Annotated in this window: 16 protein-coding genes and 2 pseudogenes; 5 read left to right on the plus strand and 13 right to left on the minus strand. The window is 54.1% G+C overall.

Features of this window, described 5'->3' with window-relative positions:
- Window positions 1-35 precede the first annotated feature (35 nt).
- Entirely contained in the window at window positions 36-1,097 is a 1,062-nt protein-coding gene (locus tag EKL29_RS03670) for a nitronate monooxygenase family protein (RefSeq protein ID WP_126688973.1), read from the plus strand.
- 13 nt (window positions 1,098-1,110) lie between these two features.
- Here the strand turns inward: EKL29_RS03670 and EKL29_RS03675 are convergent, their stop codons facing one another.
- From EKL29_RS03675 to EKL29_RS03685, 3 genes are all read right to left on the minus strand, one after another.
- Window positions 1,111-1,656, minus strand: a complete 546-nt coding sequence (locus EKL29_RS03675; RefSeq protein ID WP_126688873.1) for an NUDIX domain-containing protein — start codon at window positions 1,654-1,656, stop codon at window positions 1,111-1,113.
- A 36-nt stretch (window positions 1,657-1,692) separates the two neighbouring features.
- Window positions 1,693-2,022, minus strand: a complete 330-nt coding sequence (locus tag EKL29_RS03680) for an SMR family transporter (RefSeq protein WP_120452616.1) — start codon at window positions 2,020-2,022, stop codon at window positions 1,693-1,695.
- Window positions 2,023-2,182: 160 nt separating this feature from the next.
- Window positions 2,183-2,443: a hypothetical protein gene (locus EKL29_RS03685; protein ID WP_120452617.1), complete on the minus strand. Its 261-nt coding sequence runs from the start codon at window positions 2,441-2,443 to the stop codon at window positions 2,183-2,185.
- Window positions 2,444-2,721: 278 nt separating this feature from the next.
- On the opposite strand from EKL29_RS03685, the gene hpxO reads away from it, so the two are divergent.
- Window positions 2,722-3,879 carry an FAD-dependent urate hydroxylase HpxO gene (hpxO, locus tag EKL29_RS03690; RefSeq protein WP_126688874.1) on the plus strand — a complete coding sequence of 386 codons (1,158 nt, stop codon included), beginning with the start codon at window positions 2,722-2,724 and terminating at the stop codon, window positions 3,877-3,879.
- Window positions 3,880-3,906: 27 nt separating this feature from the next.
- Here the strand turns inward: hpxO and dcp are convergent, their stop codons facing one another.
- The 3 genes and pseudogenes from dcp to EKL29_RS03705 form a co-directional block, all read right to left on the minus strand.
- Complete coding sequence (dcp, locus tag EKL29_RS03695; RefSeq protein ID WP_126688875.1) at window positions 3,907-5,955, minus strand: peptidyl-dipeptidase Dcp; 2,049 nt, start codon at window positions 5,953-5,955, stop codon at window positions 3,907-3,909.
- Window positions 5,956-5,983: 28 nt separating this feature from the next.
- Entirely contained in the window at window positions 5,984-7,327 is a 1,344-nt protein-coding gene (gene guaD, locus EKL29_RS03700) for a guanine deaminase (protein WP_120452622.1), read from the minus strand.
- A gap of 361 nt (window positions 7,328-7,688) precedes the next feature.
- A pseudogene (locus tag EKL29_RS03705) lies at window positions 7,689-7,916 on the minus strand (chemoreceptor); the annotation flags it as partial.
- A gap of 498 nt (window positions 7,917-8,414) precedes the next feature.
- On the opposite strand from EKL29_RS03705, the gene EKL29_RS03710 reads away from it, so the two are divergent.
- Entirely contained in the window at window positions 8,415-9,587 is a 1,173-nt protein-coding gene (locus tag EKL29_RS03710; protein WP_126688974.1) for a multidrug effflux MFS transporter, read from the plus strand.
- A gap of 81 nt (window positions 9,588-9,668) precedes the next feature.
- Here EKL29_RS03710 and EKL29_RS03715 read toward each other — a convergent pair whose 3' ends face one another.
- Window positions 9,669-10,265 carry an undecaprenyl-diphosphatase gene (locus EKL29_RS03715; RefSeq protein WP_120452895.1) on the minus strand — a complete coding sequence of 199 codons (597 nt, stop codon included), beginning with the start codon at window positions 10,263-10,265 and terminating at the stop codon, window positions 9,669-9,671.
- Between the two features lie 241 nt (window positions 10,266-10,506).
- The gene (locus EKL29_RS03720) at window positions 10,507-11,538 is read right to left on the minus strand and encodes a fimbrial protein (protein WP_126688876.1); all 1,032 of its coding nucleotides are present in this window, start codon (window positions 11,536-11,538) and stop codon (window positions 10,507-10,509) included.
- A 794-nt stretch (window positions 11,539-12,332) separates the two neighbouring features.
- Between EKL29_RS03720 and EKL29_RS03725 the strand changes: the two genes are divergently transcribed.
- The gene (locus tag EKL29_RS03725; RefSeq protein WP_120452627.1) at window positions 12,333-12,743 is read left to right on the plus strand and encodes an ester cyclase; all 411 of its coding nucleotides are present in this window, start codon (window positions 12,333-12,335) and stop codon (window positions 12,741-12,743) included.
- On the opposite strand, the gene EKL29_RS03730 is transcribed toward EKL29_RS03725, so the two are convergent.
- The 4 genes and pseudogenes from EKL29_RS03730 to EKL29_RS03745 all read right to left on the minus strand — a co-directional run bounded on the left by EKL29_RS03730 (window position 12,740) and on the right by EKL29_RS03745 (window position 14,571).
- Entirely contained in the window at window positions 12,740-13,156 is a 417-nt protein-coding gene (locus EKL29_RS03730; RefSeq protein ID WP_271151961.1) for a MarR family transcriptional regulator, read from the minus strand. The genes EKL29_RS03725 and EKL29_RS03730 overlap by 4 nt on opposite strands.
- 266 nt (window positions 13,157-13,422) lie before the next feature.
- A complete protein-coding gene (arsC, locus tag EKL29_RS03735) occupies window positions 13,423-13,851 on the minus strand; it encodes an arsenate reductase (glutaredoxin) (RefSeq protein WP_126688878.1) in 429 nt (142 codons plus the stop codon).
- 40 nt (window positions 13,852-13,891) lie between these two features.
- Window positions 13,892-14,171 (minus strand): annotated as a pseudogene (locus tag EKL29_RS03740) (ArsB/NhaD family transporter); the annotation flags it as partial.
- A gap of 46 nt (window positions 14,172-14,217) precedes the next feature.
- Window positions 14,218-14,571, minus strand: coding sequence for a metalloregulator ArsR/SmtB family transcription factor (locus EKL29_RS03745; protein ID WP_126688879.1), 354 nt, complete (start codon window positions 14,569-14,571; stop codon window positions 14,218-14,220).
- Between the two features lie 368 nt (window positions 14,572-14,939).
- Here EKL29_RS03745 and EKL29_RS03750 point away from each other — a divergent pair, with 368 nt between their 5' ends.
- Window positions 14,940-15,626, plus strand: a complete 687-nt coding sequence (locus tag EKL29_RS03750) for a ZIP family metal transporter (protein ID WP_126688880.1) — start codon at window positions 14,940-14,942, stop codon at window positions 15,624-15,626.
- Between the two features lie 904 nt (window positions 15,627-16,530).
- Here the strand turns inward: EKL29_RS03750 and EKL29_RS03755 are convergent.
- The gene (locus tag EKL29_RS03755; protein WP_126688881.1) at window positions 16,531-16,728 is read right to left on the minus strand and encodes a hypothetical protein; all 198 of its coding nucleotides are present in this window, start codon (window positions 16,726-16,728) and stop codon (window positions 16,531-16,533) included.
- Window positions 16,729-17,403: the final 675 nt, after the last annotated feature.

Raw genomic sequence — 17,403 nt, forward strand, 5'->3', positions numbered from 1 at the left:
GCTGGCCGCTGTTATTTCCACCAGCAGGAGAAATGATGGAAAACCCGCTCTGCCGCGCGCTACAGATAGCGTTCCCGCTGATTCAGGCCCCGATGGCGGGCGTCTCTACCCCGGAGCTGGCCGCCGCCGTAAGCAACGCTGGCGCGCTGGGTTCAATTAGCCTCGGCGCGACAAACCTGGCGCAGGCCAGTGCCATGCTGAACCACCTGCGCCAGCTGACCACCGGACCGGTTAATATCAATCTCTTCTGCCACGCGCCGCCGCAGCGCGATGCTGAGCGTGAAAGCGCCTGGCTGGCGCGGTTTAAACCGCTGTTTGAGCAGTATGGCGCGTCGCCGCCTCAGTCACTGACTGAGATCTACCCCACTTTTAATGCCAGCTCCCCGCTGCTTGAGCCGATCCTGAATGCGGCTCCCGCAGCGGTAAGCTTTCACTTCGGCCTGCCGGAACAGGACGTTATCGACCAGCTGAAAAGGCAAGGTATAGTGACGCTGGCCAGCGCTACCTCTGTTGACGAAGCGCGCCAGGCCGCTGCCGCAGGCATCGATTTCGTGGTAGCGCAAGGAATTGAGGCGGGCGGTCATCGCGGTATTTTCGATCCGCAAAAAACGGATACGCAAATGAGCACCATGACGCTGGTGCAGGCGATAGTCAGGCAGTGCGATCTTCCTGTTATCGCCGCAGGCGGCATTATGGACGGCAACGCCATCGCCGCCATGATGAAGCTGGGCGCAACGGGCGTGCAGCTGGGAACGGCCTTTGTGCTCTGCCCGGAGTCAGCCGCTAATGCCGCTTATCGTGCAGCGTTAAAAAGCGCTACCGCCACCGGGACAGAAATGACCGCTGCGATTTCCGGGCGGCCGGCGCGCGCGCTCAGTAACGCCTTTTGCCACTATACGCGCGGGATCGCGCACGAGGCGATCCCGGATTATCCGCTGGCCTACTCGCTGGGCAAAGCGCTCGCCGCCGCGGCCGCCGCTCAGGGCGAGCACGGCTTTGGCGCACAGTGGGCGGGCCAGGGCGCGATGCTGGCGCGGGAAATGCCCGCGGCGGCGCTGATCAAGGCCCTGATAACCGAGTATCACGCGGCGCAGTAGCGCGCCGCGCCTTTCAACGAGTGGGATCCGCCAGCAGCAAGAGCAGCGGCACCAGCGAGAGTCCGTCAGGCATTTCGCCGCTGACGATGAGCTGCCGGATCTCCTCACGGGTAAACCAGCCGGTGTCCATCACTTCATCCTGATCGTCATCCATGCCCACATATTCAAGATCGGTGGCAAGATGGGTAATAAACAGCTGATCGCTGCTTCCGTAGGAGGGATTGTAACGAATAAGCTCACGGATGGTTTTCGCGCGATAGCCGCTCTCTTCAAGCAGCTCGCGCTGCGCGGCGCATAAGGGCGTCTCATCAACATCGACGCCGCCGGAGGGAATCGCCCAGACCACGCGATCGATCAGATAACGATACTGTTTGATCAGCAGGATCTTATCCTGCTGCATCGCCACAATACCTACCGCGGGACGTTCGTGATGGACGGCATAGAAATCACGACGCTCCTGTTCGCTAAGCGCAATACTCGCCTTCTGCACGCTAAACCAGGGGTTTTGATAAAGGGTCTGCACCTCATGAATATCCGCCTCGGTGAGCTGTTTTTTCACGTTTTCCTCCCGTCGATAACAGTGAAATACAGTACCTTAATGCCCGACCGTTTTGGAAAAAAGGTTCACCACCAGCACCCCGGCAATGATCAATCCAAGGCCCAGCATGGCAGGCAGATCCAGCTTCTGTTTGAACACCACCCAGCCAACCACGGAAATCAACACAATTCCAACGCCCGACCAGATGGCGTAGGCGATACCGGTCGGCATGGTACGCAGCACCAGCGTCAGGAAATAGAAGGCGATGCCATACCCTGCCACCGTTGCCACCGCGGGCCACAGGCGGGTAAAAGATTCGGAAGCTTTCAGACAGCTGGTTGCGATTACTTCCGCCACTATAGCGATAAACAGATAAAGGTAAGTCATAACATCCTTAAAAAGGCGCGGAGACTGCCCGGCAGTAAAGCCGGTTCAGGTGACAGGAAAATGACTATTTTAAATGATGACAGGCTGAAAAGGGAAACGGCGACAGGATGGTTTGACCTGAATCAATAAACGGCAAACCGCAAGATTTGCCGTTTATGCCTTATCTGCACTGGCTGGCGCAGTTCTGCACGCAAATCTGCGCTTCGCTGCTACAGGAACCGTTTCCGCGCGTATTGCAGTGTGAACGCTCTACGTAGCAGTTCTGCTGGCAGCTGGCGAGATCGCATTTGGCCGCAACCGGCGTCAGCTGAACAACAGGCGCGCGTGGGGTAAACAACGCCTGCGAGGCGGTCGGTTGCGCAACGGCGCTCTGCCCCAGCAGTAAGGCGCTCAGCATCAGCATGATGTAACGAGTTTTCATCTTTACTCTCCCTGGGTTCGACACCGGCTAAGTATGGCTGGCGAACGGACAAATGTCTGTGCGGCGCATGCAAAACCGCCTGGCAGTCACACTTCAGCCGCTGCATGAAACGAAAGGTTCATCCCTCTTCTTAAGCACCAGAATAGAGCATTTTGCTGGTCTGGCTGCCCGCTGCTGGCGCGCCCCCACCTCAGTTTGTCTGCCATTGCCCCGCTATACCGGCCCGGCCGGGTTGGTACAAAAGTTGCAGCTTTTACATCATCAACAAGGAGGAAAGTATGAAAGCGATTATTACTGGCGCCGGCATTGGCGGAATGTGCGCGGCTATCGCGCTGGAAAAAGTGGGCATCGAAACCGCCGTTTTTGAAGCCGTAAAGGAGATGAAGCCGGTCGGCGCGGCCATCTCTGTCTGGCCCAATGGCGTGAAATGCCTCAATGCGCTGGGCCTGAAAGCGCAGCTGCGCGCGCTGAGCGGAAATATGGCGTATATGGCCTACCAGGATTTCGCCAGCGGCGCGACCCTGACGCGTTTCAGTATGGAGCCGCTGGTACGCCAGGTAGGCGAATACCCCTCTCCGGTAGCGCGCGCCGAACTACAGGCGATGCTGATAGAGAGCTATGGCCGCGAACGCGTCAGCTTTGGCAAACGCGTGGCGCAGGTCACCCAGCACGGCAACGGCGTCACCGCCACCTTTGACGATGGCACGCTGGCGCACGGCGATCTGCTGGTCGCCGCCGACGGCACGCATTCAGTTATTCGTCATAGCGTGCTGGGCGAAAAAGTCGAGCGCCGCTATGCCGGCTATGTGAACTGGAACGGGCTGGTGGAGATCGATGCGTCGCTGGCGCCCGACGATCAGTGGACGACCTTTGTCGGCGAAGGCAAGCGCGTCTCGTTAATGCCGGTTAGCCGCAATCGCTTCTATTTCTTCTTTGACGTGCCCTTGCCGAAGGGGCTGGAGGAGGATCGCAGCACGCTCAAAGCCGATTTGCGCCGTTACTTTCAGGGCTGGGCGCAGCCTGTACAGCGTCTGATTGAGGCTATTGATCCCGCGACCACCAACCGCGTAGAGATCCATGATATCGAGCCCTTCAGCCGTTTCGTCAACGGACGCATCGCGCTGCTGGGCGATGCGGCGCACAGCACGACGCCAGATATTGGTCAGGGCGGCTGCGCGGCGATGGAAGACGCGCTGGTGCTGGCCTCCTCTCTCGCCGCCCACTCGCTGGGCATTGAGGACGCCTTGCTGCGCTATGAGGCGCGACGCGTCAGCCGCACCCGCGATCTGGTGCTGAAAGCGCGTAAACGCTGCGACATAACGCATGGCAAGGATCCGCAGGCGACCGCGGTCTGGTATCAGGAACTGCGGCAGGAGACGGGCGAGCGCGTGCTGGCGGGCATGTGCGAAACCATCGAGGGCGGCCCGCTGGGATAAAAAAGCGGGCATTGCGCCCGCTCATGATTAATCCGCCAGACCGCGATTTTTCAGCATCGGCTCAAGCTGCGGCTCACCGCCGCGCCAGTTTTCGTAAAGCTGCTTCAGATCGCTGCTGTTGCCGCGCGACAGGATCATCTGGCGGAAGCGGTCGCCGTTCTCGCGCGACAGCCCGCCGTTCTCCACAAACCACTGATAGCCGTCGTCCGCCAGCATCTGCGTCCAGATATAGGCGTAATACCCCGCTGCGTAGCCGCCGCCCCAGATATGCTGGAAATAGCTGGAACGATAGCGCGGCGGTACGGCGGCCAGCGCCAGGTTATCGCTCTGCAGCGCCTGCTGCTCAAAGCCCTCTACTGACTGCGGCGCCTCGCCAACGCGGATGCTGCGCCAGTGCAGATCCAGCAGCGCGGCGGCCAGCAGCTCGCTCATGTCATAGCCTTTGTTAAAACGGCTGGCGCGCACGATTTTCTGATGTAGCGCTTCCGGCATCGCCTCACCGCTCTGATAGTGGCGGGCATAGTTCAGGAAAACCAGCGGCTCGCTTGCCCAGTGTTCGTTAAACTGAGAAGGAAACTCAACGAAATCGCGCGGCGTGGCGGTGCCGGAGAGGCTCGGATAGCGCTGGGTGGCGAACAGCCCATGCAGCGTATGGCCGAACTCATGGAACAGCGTCACGACCTCATCCCAGCTGAGCAATGCCGGTTCGCCTTCCGGTGGTCGGGTGTAGTTACAGACGTTATAGATGACCGGACGCGTCGCCAGCAGCCTGGACTGGTTAACGAAATTGCTCATCCATGCGCCGCCGCCTTTGTTGTCGCGCTTGAAGTAGTCGGTATAGAACAGCGCCAGCGGCGCATCGTCCACATCGAAAATCTCATATACGCGCACGTCAGGATGGTAGACCGGCAGATCGTGGCGCTCGGTGAAGCGAATGCCGTAAAGCTGGCTGGCAGCCCAGAATACCCCTTTCTCCAGCACGTTGTTCAGCTCGAAATAGGGGCGGATCTGACTCTCATCCAGATCGTACTGCGCCTTACGCACCTGCTCGGCGTAGAAGTTCCAGTCCCAGGCGGCCAGCGTAAAATCACCCTGTTGCTGGTCAATGGTCTGCTGAATGGCGGCCGCTTCGCGTTCGGCGCGCCCGCGGGCGGCCGGAACAATATGGCGCATAAAGGCGAACGCCGCGTCCGGGGTTTTTGCCATCTGATCTTTCAGCTGCCATTCGGCAAAGCTGGCGAAACCCAGCAGCTGCGCCTGTTGCGCGCGCAGCTGCGCCAGTTCCAGCACCAGCGCGCGGGTGTCGTTCTCATCGCCCTTTTCGCTGCGGCCGGTCGAGGCGGCGAAAAGTGCCTGCCGCGTCGCACGCGAACGCAGCGCCTGCAGCGCCGGTTGCTGAGTGGTGTTCTGCAGCACCAGCAGCCAGGCATTCTCCAGCCCGCGCGCTTTCGCTGCCGCCTGTGCCACTGCGAGATCCGCCGGGCTCAGGCCATCAAGCGCGTCGGCGCTCTGTACCACCAGCCCGCCCGCTTTGGTGGCGGCCAGCAGTTTATTGGTGAAGCGCGTGCTGAGCCGTGCCGCCTGCTGGTTCAGCGCCTTGAGCTTCTGCTTGGCCTCTTCGTCCAGACTGGCGCCGGACAGCTGATAGTGCTGCCAGGTCACTTCCACCAGCCGCAGCGACTCCGGATCGAGCGCCAGCGCCTGACGCTGCTGATAAACAGCGTCAAGACGCGCGAATAGCGCGCTGTTCAGTACAATCTCGTCGTTCAGCGCGGTCAGCTGCGGTGCAATCTCTTCATCGATCTGCTGCAGGTAATCGCTGGTATTGGCGGAGGTCATGGCACCAAAGACCAGATTAACGCGTTCGAGCAGCTGTCCGCTGCGCTCCAGCGCCTCAAAGGTGTTGGCGAAGGTGGGCGCCTCGGGATTCTGCGCAATCGCCTCGACCTCTTTACGCTTCTCCTCAATGCCCGCCTGAAGCGCGGGCAGAAAGTCCTCTTCCTGAATCTGGTCAAACGGCGGCGCCTGGTAGGGCAACGTGCTCACCTGAAAAAACGGATTTTGTCTGACGTTCATGCCTCGCTCCTGATTACCGTGCAAAAGATTATCCTGGCAGGTTGCTGCGCCCGGAACAACTCAGCTTAGCGTCGTCGCGCCGCCATACCGCGCGCCCGTTTATCCAGGTCTCGGCGATATTGCGATCGTCGCCGAGCGTCATCAGCACGAAAAGCTGCTCCCAGATATCCTTACTGTTACTCATGCGCAGTTGCTGCAGCGGCGAAACGGCCCGATCCAGCACCACGAAGTCCGCCTCTTTGCCCGGCGCGAAATTCCCTGTTTTGTCATGCTGATCGAGCGCGTGCGCGCCGCCGAGCGTGGCGTGGTAGAAGGCTTCCGCGGCGCTCAGCCGATACTGCTGCAGCTGCCCCACCTTGTAGGCTTCTCCCAGCGTCTTAAGCATATTAAAGGTGGTGCCGGCGCCGATGTCTGTACCGATGCCAATTTTGACCCTCTGCTGCCAGCTGCGCTTCAGGCTGAACAGCCCGCTGCCGAGAAAGAGGTTTGACGTCGGGCAAAAGGCGATGGCGGAGTCGGTCTCGTGCAGACACTGCCACTCGTGCTCCTCCAGATGCAGACAGTGCGCGAACAGGCTGCGTCGTCCGGTCAGCTGGTGGCGATGATAAACGTCGAGATAGCCGTCATACTGCGGAAACAGTGACTTCACCCAGGCGACCTCCTGCGGGTTTTCGCTTAAGTGCGTATGCAGCCAGACATCGGGGAACTCCTGGCGCAGCTGCTGCACCTTTTTCAGCAGCGCCGGCGTTGAGGTAGGCGCAAAGCGCGGCGTCAGCGCGTAGCTGAGCCGTCCGCGTCCGTGCCAGCGCTCAATCAGCGCCCGCGTCTCGGCATAGCTCTGCTCCGGCGTTTCCAGCAGCTCTTCCGGCGCGTTGCGATCCATCATGACCTTCCCGGCAATCAGCCGCATATCGATCGCTTCCGCGGCGCTGAACAGCGCCTCGACTGACTGTGGATGAACGGTGCCGAACACCAGCGCGCTGGTGGTGCCGTTCGCCAGCAGCTGTTGCAGGAAAAAGGCGGACATGGCGGCGGCGTGATCGGCGCTGTGATACTGGCTTTCCACCGGAAACGTATACTGATTCAGCCACGTCAGCAGCTGTTCGCCATAAGCGCCAATCATCTCCGTTTGCGGATAGTGGATATGCGTATCGACAAAGCCCGGCACAATCAGACTACCGCGCAGATCAATGAGGCTGGACGGCAGATGCGGCAGCGACGCCCAGGCGTGCAGCCCGACGATACGTCCCGCCTCCAGCAGCAGTACGCCATCTTCGATATAGCGCGCCTGCGCCATAATCGCCTCAGGCTCGTGCGCAATATCGCTAAAATCGAAAAAGCTGGCGCGAATGGCAGTAGAGGTTAACGGCATAAAGGCTCCTTGATTCCGCGCTCGCTGGCGCAATTAACAGTCGGACAGTAAGGGATGAACTGCAACCCGCATGCCAGAAAATAGTGAATATCAATACGTTATGTAAATAAAGCAGCAATGAGCCGGTCGGAAAAACGGTATCGTATGCGCAACCGGTTGGCTGGCTGGGATGTGCCAGCCACGAAGAAAGGAACCAAGGTTTCGTGCCCGCTGCTGGTGCAGTCCGCGCTGAAATAGCGCAGCAGACGCTTTTTACAGTATGAGCGCGCTTTGTCACCGCGTGGCGTTAGCTAAAAAAATCCCGATGACACAGCGAGTCACCGGGATGCTTTATTGCCAGGAGCGGCGCGCCGGACAGGCCTTAACGGCCTGTTGAGAAGGTTTGCAGCACTTTCAGCTCGGCCACCGCTTCCTGCATGGCATCCATGCCAGCCGTCAGCGTGCGCAGGCTGTTCAGCTGTTTTGTTATGTCTGCCCGCTCATGCCGCGTCTGATGACTCATCTCAGCAATCTTGTCGGCCGCGTGAATACTACGCTCCGCCATATCCGTAGCAGTTTGTACCGTACTAATCGCCACATCGCGAATGCGCGGTGAAACGTGCCTCACGGGGCAGCACTCAGGGCAACGGGTGACTGAAATACTAGTGCGCTGCGTTGTAAATAGTGCTGCCCTTTTCGACGCGGTGAATAACCTGAATAAAACAATATTCTCAGGATACTTTCCTGGTAACGTTTATAGTCCGACAAGATTTTTTGCAAATAGCGATAAGATTCCCCTGGGGTATTGATTCGCTCAGGTCTTCGGAGATAAATAACGAGAGAGTTAAATAGCTCGCCTCTTAAAAACAACAGCAAAAAAATAGCAGAAGCAAAATCGGGAAACAGCCATGCCGGTGGTTATTTCAGGCGCGTGGATAATATCTGCGCCGCACTGGTGGCGACTGACGTAATGGTATCACGCGTCTGTTCTGGAGGCTTCTGGCAGACAGCCTTATGCGCCTGCTCGTCGGCATATCAGCTTACTCATGCCTGTAACAGATTAAGTCCATGCATCGAGGGAATTTCAGAACCTGTTAAAGGAATAAACATGCAAAAAATATCTTTTATCTTTGCAGCCATTCTCGGTTTGCTTACAGCCACAGGACCGCTGTGTACCGACTTTTATTTGCCTGCTTTGCCTGAGATTGCAGCACAGTTTGATACCACCGCTACACTCACCCAGCTTTCTCTTACTTCTGCCCTGGCAGGGTTGGGTCTTGGTCAGCTGATATTTGGCCCCATCAGCGATCGCACAGGCCGCAAAGCGCCATTAATATTTTCACTGATGATATTTGTGGCAGCATCGGTTCTTTGCGCCATCACGCATGATATATACGCGCTTACTGGCTGGCGCTTTCTTCAGGGGCTGGCAGGCGCTGGCGGCTCGGTGCTGGCGCGCGCCATTGCGCGCGATAATTATCAGGGAACCGTGCTGACGCACTTTTTTGCCCTGCTGATGACGGTAAATGGCATTGCCCCGGTATTTTCGCCGGTCTTAGGCGGCTATCTCGCCTCCCGTTTCGACTGGCGCATGCTGTTCTGGGTTATGGCAGCTACTGGCATTGTGCTGGCGTTAGTCAGCCTGCTGTTCGTTCGCGAATCCCTGCAGAAGCCCAAGAAACATACGTCGCTGCTGAACACGGCGAAATCAGTAATCCGGAACCGGCAGTTTATCCGCTGCTGTCTGATTCAGGCGTTTATGATGGCGGGGCTATTTTCATACATAGGCTCCTCCTCATTCGTATTTCAGACGGAGTATGGCCTCAGTCCACTCAGTTTCAGCCTGATTTTCGGCATTAACGGCCTTGGGCTGGTTTTCGCTGCGTTAATCTTCTCGTGGCTTGCCAGGCGCTATCGCGCAGAGGCGCTGCTCAGAACGGGGCTGGCGCTGGCTGTGATAGCGGCGATGACCACCCTGGCACTTGCCTGGCTTAATGCGACCCTGCCTGTTCTTGTTGCCCTTTTCTTTACCATCGCCTTTAACAGCGGCATAAGCACCCTGGCGGGCGCTGAGGCGATGAGCGTGGTAGAAGCGGGCGAATCGGGCACCGCTTCCGCCCTGTTGGGGATGCTGATGTTCCTTTTTGGTGGTCTTGCGACTCCGCTTGCAGGCATTGGCGGCGAGTCGATGATAAAGATGAGTCTGGCTGTGCTTGTCAGCTACGTGATTGCTCTGGCGTTAACCCGCGCGGCAAACGCCGGGGTATCCTCTGGCCGCTGATACGCAGGCGCGGGTTTACCCGCCAGAGGAGGAGTAGAATGCGCCAGACGGCAGTGAACCAGGCTAATGACGAACAATAAATCAGGGAGTGAACCTGGCTGGTAGCCACGAGAACAACTTCCCGCTGACGGCCTCACAGAGAGCGGTCAGCGCATCACTCCACCAGAACCAGGCGGGCTTAACCAGCACGCAAGCCAGTGCGGCTACGGTCGCTGCGCCTGCCATATCCAGCGGAAAATGTACGCCAAGAAAAACCCGCGACCAGGCCACCAGCAGTGATAAAACCAATACCAGAGTGCCGGTTATAAACGCCCGCGAAACCAGCAGGGAAAATGCGGTGCTGAAAAACAGCGTAGCGTGATCGCTGGGGAATGAGGTTTCCGGCGCGTGGAAAATCCAGCTATGACCAAGCGGTATCATAAAGGGGCGAGGATGGAAGTAGATAACAGAGCAGATAAAACCGAGTCCCAGCGCAGCCAGAACCGTGGCCAGTGTGAAAAGTGCCGTTCTGTGCCCGGCTTTTCCCCCCAGAAACCAGTAAGCCAGCAGTATGACAGGAATAACGTAAAGTAAGTATTGCGCGCAGACTGTAGCGAAAGTCATTAACCAGCCCGGCGCGCCAGGCTGGGCATTTAACGACAGAAACCAGGCTCGGTTCAGCGTCTCCAGTAAGTTCATCATAAAGTAGCCGCTCCGGGCGGAAATGAAAATGTTGCCTTCATTCTGTCCGGCTGGGCTTAACTAAACCTTAATGAAACGTCTGCAGAGACCCGCGGGCGGTTAGCGACAAGGTTGTTTGCCTCAAAATTAACAGCAACGTTACTGACTGCATCTGTCTCGTTTATGCCCGCATTGTTCCCCTGGGCTACAGGTTCGCAAGCCCTGTCGATGGCAGATAGCTGACTGGCGGGATGTCTCCTTAGTCAAAATCCACGCGCAAGTAACCCTCGGAGGTAAATTTACCCGCCACCGGTTCGTTTCCGGTAATACTAACGGGCCAGGCGCTAATCGAAACGGATGAAGAGGCGTTGTCATCTAACCGAAAGGGAATCTTGCTGTTAATATCATTAGGCGTCAGTGGTTTTTTATTGCCGTCGGCCACAATAAAGCCCAGATCCTTATTGTCGGAGACAATCGCTCCCCCAGAGGTATTGTTCGCCTCGATACGTAGCGATAATAATGCCTGAGCATCGATATTTTTACATTTAATGCCTATCTTTCTTGTCTGCGGATTGACGCCGACAGGCTTATTCCCTGCCCCAGCCTCTGAAAACTGGCGGGCGCCAATATCACCAAAATCCATACTCACCACTTGATTCTCGTTGATCTCACACGTTTGTGGCACTACCACGGAGGCGTTAACATGGATAATGACCATGGTTTTTCTGTCCCCTTCCCCTGCGGAATTATTGCCAGATAAATAAGCCACATCAGCATTAACGCCTTCGGTACCTACAAAGGGTTTGATAATTTTGAATTTTAATATCACCTTCGAACCACTTGACGCGGCGAGCCCACACATCCGGGAATCAGAACAGTGATTATTTATATCAACAAAGGGAACGGTGTAATATTTTGACGCGTGTACGGCGTCATAAACGTATACTTGCGTTGATACCTGCAGATAGTCACCCTCTTTCCCTGAAAAAGCGTACCAGCCATTTTGCTGTTCGATCATTCCGCTTGCAGCCGTGGCAGTCCAGTACACGCTTTTTTTAATATCACAAAGTCCGCCTATGCTATAGCTGCCTGCCCTTGACACTGGGATATCATTTGTCTCATATCCAGCAAAATTTGATTTGGAGTTAAAGTTTATATTCTGGTCGTATGTATACACGCCACCATCAGCCAGAGAGCATGGGCTTGCAAAAACGTTATTGCAATTGAGTAACACGCTCGTCACAAATACCACACCAACAATTATTTTATGATACAAAGAATAAAAACGCATAAATTCACTTCCTGTTTTCTTTTCAAGCAGGCTCAAATCGTTGGCTTTGAGTTAATGGCAGAGATCCGCTCATTTTTAATTAGTCTATTTCAGATGCTCGTCCTCTGTAAAAAATATTGTATAACAGTTGTATTTGATCGGTAAAGCCGATCGATAGCACCATCACGATAGACTCACCCAATCATCACGGCGTTCATAAGCGTTATACATTAGCAGAAAAAATAATGGGCCAATTGAAATAACCATATGATTCAGGCAGTTGAAAAATAAACTCACAATTAAATCCTGTTTACTCTCAGCTTTATAAACATAAACGCCTCAAAGTTGAACAGGCCGTTATCGTTTAAAATAAACAGATTGTTTATTCTTTATTTAATTTAATGGCATTAAATTCAAACCATGGGTAAACAGATAATAAAGCATTATTTTTTATTTTATTTCAGGCAAGGGCTGCGCCAGCTACGTCATAAAAGAGTTATGCAAAAACAGGTTTGTGATGATGTTACCGCCCTGATTTCCTGAATGATTGCGTCCACCCGATTACGCTTTCAGGCTTTCCGCGATGCGCCATAAGAAAGCCAGCCTGCTGCTTCTGCCAAATGATCCTGTCGCGCGGCAACAGCAGCGATCTGTCCTGCGTGCCAGCTCATCTCACCGTGAATGCCTCGCCCCTGCATAGCCTTCTTTAAGCTGGAGTTGCTTCTCCTCTCCCCACCGCACAACTTACCTATCGCTTTAAAGCTTCATCCTGCTTAATTATATACAGTTAAACTGTACATATTGCGGAGTCTGGTATGTCTGAAGAGAACAAGATCGTGGTACGGCGCTTTAACCAGCAGGTCATTGCCGAAGGGAGTCGTCAGGCGTTTGAAGAGCTGGTTGCGCCCCGTTTCATCAACCGATCTGCGCCAGCGGGTACGCCCAACGATCGTGAAAGTCTGTGGCGTACCTTTAATCAGATCCTGTTTCCCGCGCTGACTGATTTGCAGGTCAGGATCGAAGATCAAATTGCCGAACGCGATTGGGTTACTACGCGTAAAACGATAACAGGTGTGCACAGTGGTGAGCTGCTGGGCGTGGCGGCCAGCGGTAAAAACGTAACCATTGCGGTAATTGATATGGTGCGCATTGAGGATGGGCAGTATGTCGAACACTGGGGATTAAATACGCTGGCGCACGTGGTAAACCAGTTGAAGCAGGATTAAAGCAGTTTACGCAGCGCCGCCACGCCTTTCTCGAGATCTTCGCAGGCAGCCGCATCAAGCTTGTCGGCAATCTGCTGAGCTATCCACTCGCTACGTTTTGCCCGCGCATCAGCCAGCAAAGCGCGGGCGCTTTCACTAAGCACGATCAGCTGCGCCCGCGCGTCTTGCGGGCTTTTTTGCCGCTGCACCAGTCCCTGCAGCTCTAGCTCATTGATCACCAGACGCATACTTTGATGTTTCACACCGCGCAGCCGGGCAAGATCGGCGATAGAGAGCGCCTGGTGCGTATCAAGCAGATCCAGCGTTTCATGCTGTGAGGTGCGTACGGTGGCGGTTGCCACGCGAGCATTTCGCACAAAAGCGCTGATAACCTGGCGCAGTTCATTAGCCAGCTGTTGAGTTTCAATGGTCAAAGTGACGATTCCTGCACGTTAAGGGAGGGAGAGTATAAGCGATTTCGACGTGGCATTGAGATGCCCATAAACGCGAACCTGACGAATGACAGCGTTGTCGGGGCAACAACAGCGAAAGCGTTGACATTGAGGCATCAGACAGGCAGAGGCGAATATTTTACGCCGTCCGGCCTGCCTTGCCCGGCGGTGCCCCGGAGAGGCATTGAAAAGTCGCAGCGCTGCGCGAGGCGCTCCTCTGCTCTAATCAACTGCCGGTCTGCTAATAATCAGCGGCCGACGCGGTTCCCTTGCTCATTAATAACAACTTCACCATCCTCTTTGGTAAAGGCGCCCTGCTGCGGGTCAGGCAGAATGTCCAGCACCGCTTCAGACGGCCGACAGAGTTTTGTGCCGAGCGGCGTGACCACCACCGGCCGATTAATAAGAACGGGATAAGCCAGCATGGCATCCAGCAGTTCGTCATCGCTGAACCGGTTTTCTGCCAGCCCCAGTAGCGCAAAAGGTTCGGTATTTTTACGCAGCAGTTGCCGCACGCTTATGCCCATATCCTCTGTCAGTTTTTTTAACTCGTCGCGCGTTGGCGGCGTTTCCAGATACAGAATAACTGAGGGCTCAATGCCGCTGTTGCGGATAAGGGCCAGCGCATTACGGGATGTCCCGCAGGCCGGGTTGTGGTAAATGGTGATATCAGTCACAGGTGATTCTCCGGTCAGTGGGCTGCGCCCGGCTGGAAGGTTAAACAGACAGACGCAGGGCCAGCGCGGTAAAAAGCACCGGCAGCGTCATGACAAAGCCGACAAGAAAGTAATAATCCCAGCTGACGGTGAGGGTTATCTGCGCCAGCACAGATAACCACAGCAGAGTGGCGAGACTACCGATGGGGGTAATTTTCGGGCCGAGGTCGCCATCGAGGATGCTGGCGTAAATCACCGCCTTCTTTACCCCCCTGAACGGTACTGCCGTCAATGGAGCGCGCACCAGCCAGCACGATGGGCATGTTATAAATGAGGCCGGAATCACCCTCTCAAACACATTCATTAAAACGCATATAAAAGGGAAGCTCAAATACAAACAGGCTTGCCGTTGGTCGTTGCATTATCGCGCTCAACCTGCAGGCTAAGACGTATAATGTCATCCCGCTGGCACAGATAAGCCTGTTCAATCACCGCCGCCGCCCAGGCTGGCATATAAGGTGATAACCGATAGTGGATCCACTTGCCGTCACGCCTGTCGATAAGCAGCCCACTCTCCCTCAGCATAGCCAGGTGGCGGGAAATTTTGGGCTGATTCTCTTTCAGCATTAACGTAAGCTCACAGACGCACAGCTCCCCCTTTTCACGCAGTAACAACACCAGGTTAAGGCGGGTATCGTCCGAGAGATTTTTGAAAAGTTGCAGAGGGTGTAGTTGCGGCATAATGATTCCTGACATCGGGATTCAACAAGTGTCGCCTCTTCCACAAATCGAGTCAACAACACATTCGATAATCCACATATGTAAACCTTTCCCAGGCTCCGTTTAATTAAAAACATAGCTGAGCCAGGCTTTTTAACCGGATTGGTTACCGCTTCCGCTCAAGTCAGCGCACGCTATAGCACTGGCTATCAAAGTTAGCGCCACCTATAAGTGCATGAATTTTATTGTTTTTTATCAACCCTGCTTGTAGCAGTATAAGCCGCCTCTTGAACTTAACGCTTTGTTCCCCTTCGAGAGACGACACGGAATGCCCGCTAAACCTGATATTTCCTCTGTACCTCTTTCGGAACCTCTGGTCGGAGCGCTACATGCTCTTAACGCTGCTTTATACCCTCTTCTCTGTTAGCGCTGCGATAGCGGGTGCCGGTGCTGCACTTTTCCGCCAGCCCGGCGAAAAAGCCATGAGCCTGATCCACCATTTTACTGCTGGCGTTATTTTCTCAGCGGCGGCTACCGAAGTCCTTCCCGGCCTCAAACAGCATTCGATGGTGGCGGTACTGGCAGGCGGTGTGGCCGGCGGCGTGTTAATGATGCTGATTCAGCACTACGGCGAAAAGGCGGCCAGTAAGGCCGGCATGCTGGTGGCTATCGGTATCGATATCTTCATCGACGGATTAGTGCTGGGGATAAGTTTCGCGGCTGGCGCTAAAACCGGCATGATGCTGACGCTTGCCCTGACGCTTGAGATCCTCTTCCCTGGCTTGTCAGTGGTCGGCGATTTAAAAACCCTGTTGGGGAGCACGGTAAAGGTCTTGCTTGCGGTCACGGGGATTGCACTGCTTCTACCAGCTGGAGCCCTGCCAGGTACGCCTGTTGCGCAACTCGGCGAGTTCTGGCTGACCTGCTTCCTCTCCTTTGGTCTGATGGCGCTGCTGTATCTGGTGACGGAAGAGTTGCTGATAGAAGCGCACCAGGGCGATCGGGATACGCCGCCAGGCACAGCCATGTTTTTTGCCGGATTCATGATCCTGATGCTTATCGAGGAAGGCCTTTGACGTTTATGCTCGCGCAGCATAACGATCCGGTTCAAAATCATGCATATACAAACAGTGAGATTGTACAAAGGCTGATAAAGTCACGTTTATTCCCAAATGAGACGCAATGCGTACGTCTTACATGTTTACTTAATAAGCAAATTCTCTACTATAAAAGCAGTTAACCGTTCTGCTCTCCCTCACGCAATCCATTTATAGATTGCCCGGCGGACGGTTAACACCCTCAACCCACTCTTAAGGATCAGGCAAATGGCTTTACGCAGGAAATTTATACTGAACAACACTGACTGCGTCTTTTTTGATATACAGGTGTCCGGCGTACTTGCTGGAACATTATTGATGAAACATCAATAGATAGTCTTTATCGTGAATTATTCACACCACATGCCGGCACTGCAGTAAAAGAAAGGATAACGTTTGCCATGCCTCAGATTACAGGTCAGCAGAAATGCATATTTTAATATAACTATGATATCCACCCTTGTATCTGTTTCCTGACAGATCGCGGTTGGGTTAAGGTGATATCCAATGGCATGAGCAGGTGACCAAAAACTGGATGAAATGCTGCTATTACTCTTTTTATACGGCCACCAGGAATACCCCTGTTCAAGTGAAGGACATTAATCATGATATTGCAGGCAAGCTGCCCCTTTTTATAAGCGGGGATATAGATGCAGAGTCGAACAATGATAGTTATGTTTATATCAATTTAAACGTAGTAAGCGTGAGCTCTGCCCTTATTTATACAACCCGGGTAAAACCATCCATCCAGTATGGGGGTTAAAAATGCCAGCCCCTCTCTCCATATGCCTTAAAGAGCGGTCCCTCAGCTTAAACGCGCCTCACCAGGGGCATAGCCCGGCAGGTTTTCTGCCGGGCTTTTTTTAGTTAAATATGAACACCCTTAGTGAACATCATGTTTAAGCAGCTCCATGGCAATTTTATAAACCAGCTCTGGTTTTCTGTCAGGAAGCATTTTCCTCACTTTTTCTTCAATAGCCGCATTCGTTACAAACTGATTATCCTGAAGCAATTCCAGCACCGCTTGCCCAAACATCAGGCGACAAATGTGAATCGCATCTTTGACATATTTACTTTCCATAAGACCTCCTTTTAAAGAAGATCTCAGAATAAGTTTCACTCGCTATGAAACAATAGTGATTTTAATAATTATTCAAGTAACAAAATGGCGCGTAAAGTTTCAGTGCACACTTAATGAAACGCCTGACCTCTTGAATATATGAAAAGCAACTTGTAATTTCATTTCAGAAAGCATTAAGGGGCACAGGCAGAGACGCGCCTGACTCTCCAGGTCAACATGCCATGACCTCCCTCAATAAAAAACAACCTTTCATACTTTTTTGTTTACCTTAGGTTTCTTTTAAGAGGCATATAATCCCCTCACTCATTGCGACACGATTGTTAAACTATTGTTCGGTAAAACCTGAACGGCAAGCGGCAGCTAAAAACACAAAGAGAATTTTACATGAAAATATTATCACCCCGTCGTTGTTTATACTGCGGCGCTCGTCGATCAGTTTTACAACGTCTTTTTTCTGTAGACTCTTCTTTTTGTGATGAGTGCTATTTTTCTGTATATAGAATTACCAGGTCTAAGGGATGCCGTGATTAGGCGGGAAAACTGTGTTCACGCTCTTGTTCCCTGACGCTTGCCATTGCTTGCCATTTAAAGTTTACGCTGTCAGGAAATTGCCTTCTGACCCACGTCGTTTAGAGCCTTGCTGTGCTCCATCATCTGAAGCGTGATGATAAACGC

The organism is Pantoea sp. YU22, assembly GCF_003970755.1.
Lineage (GTDB): Bacteria > Pseudomonadota > Gammaproteobacteria > Enterobacterales > Enterobacteriaceae > Pantoea > Pantoea piersonii.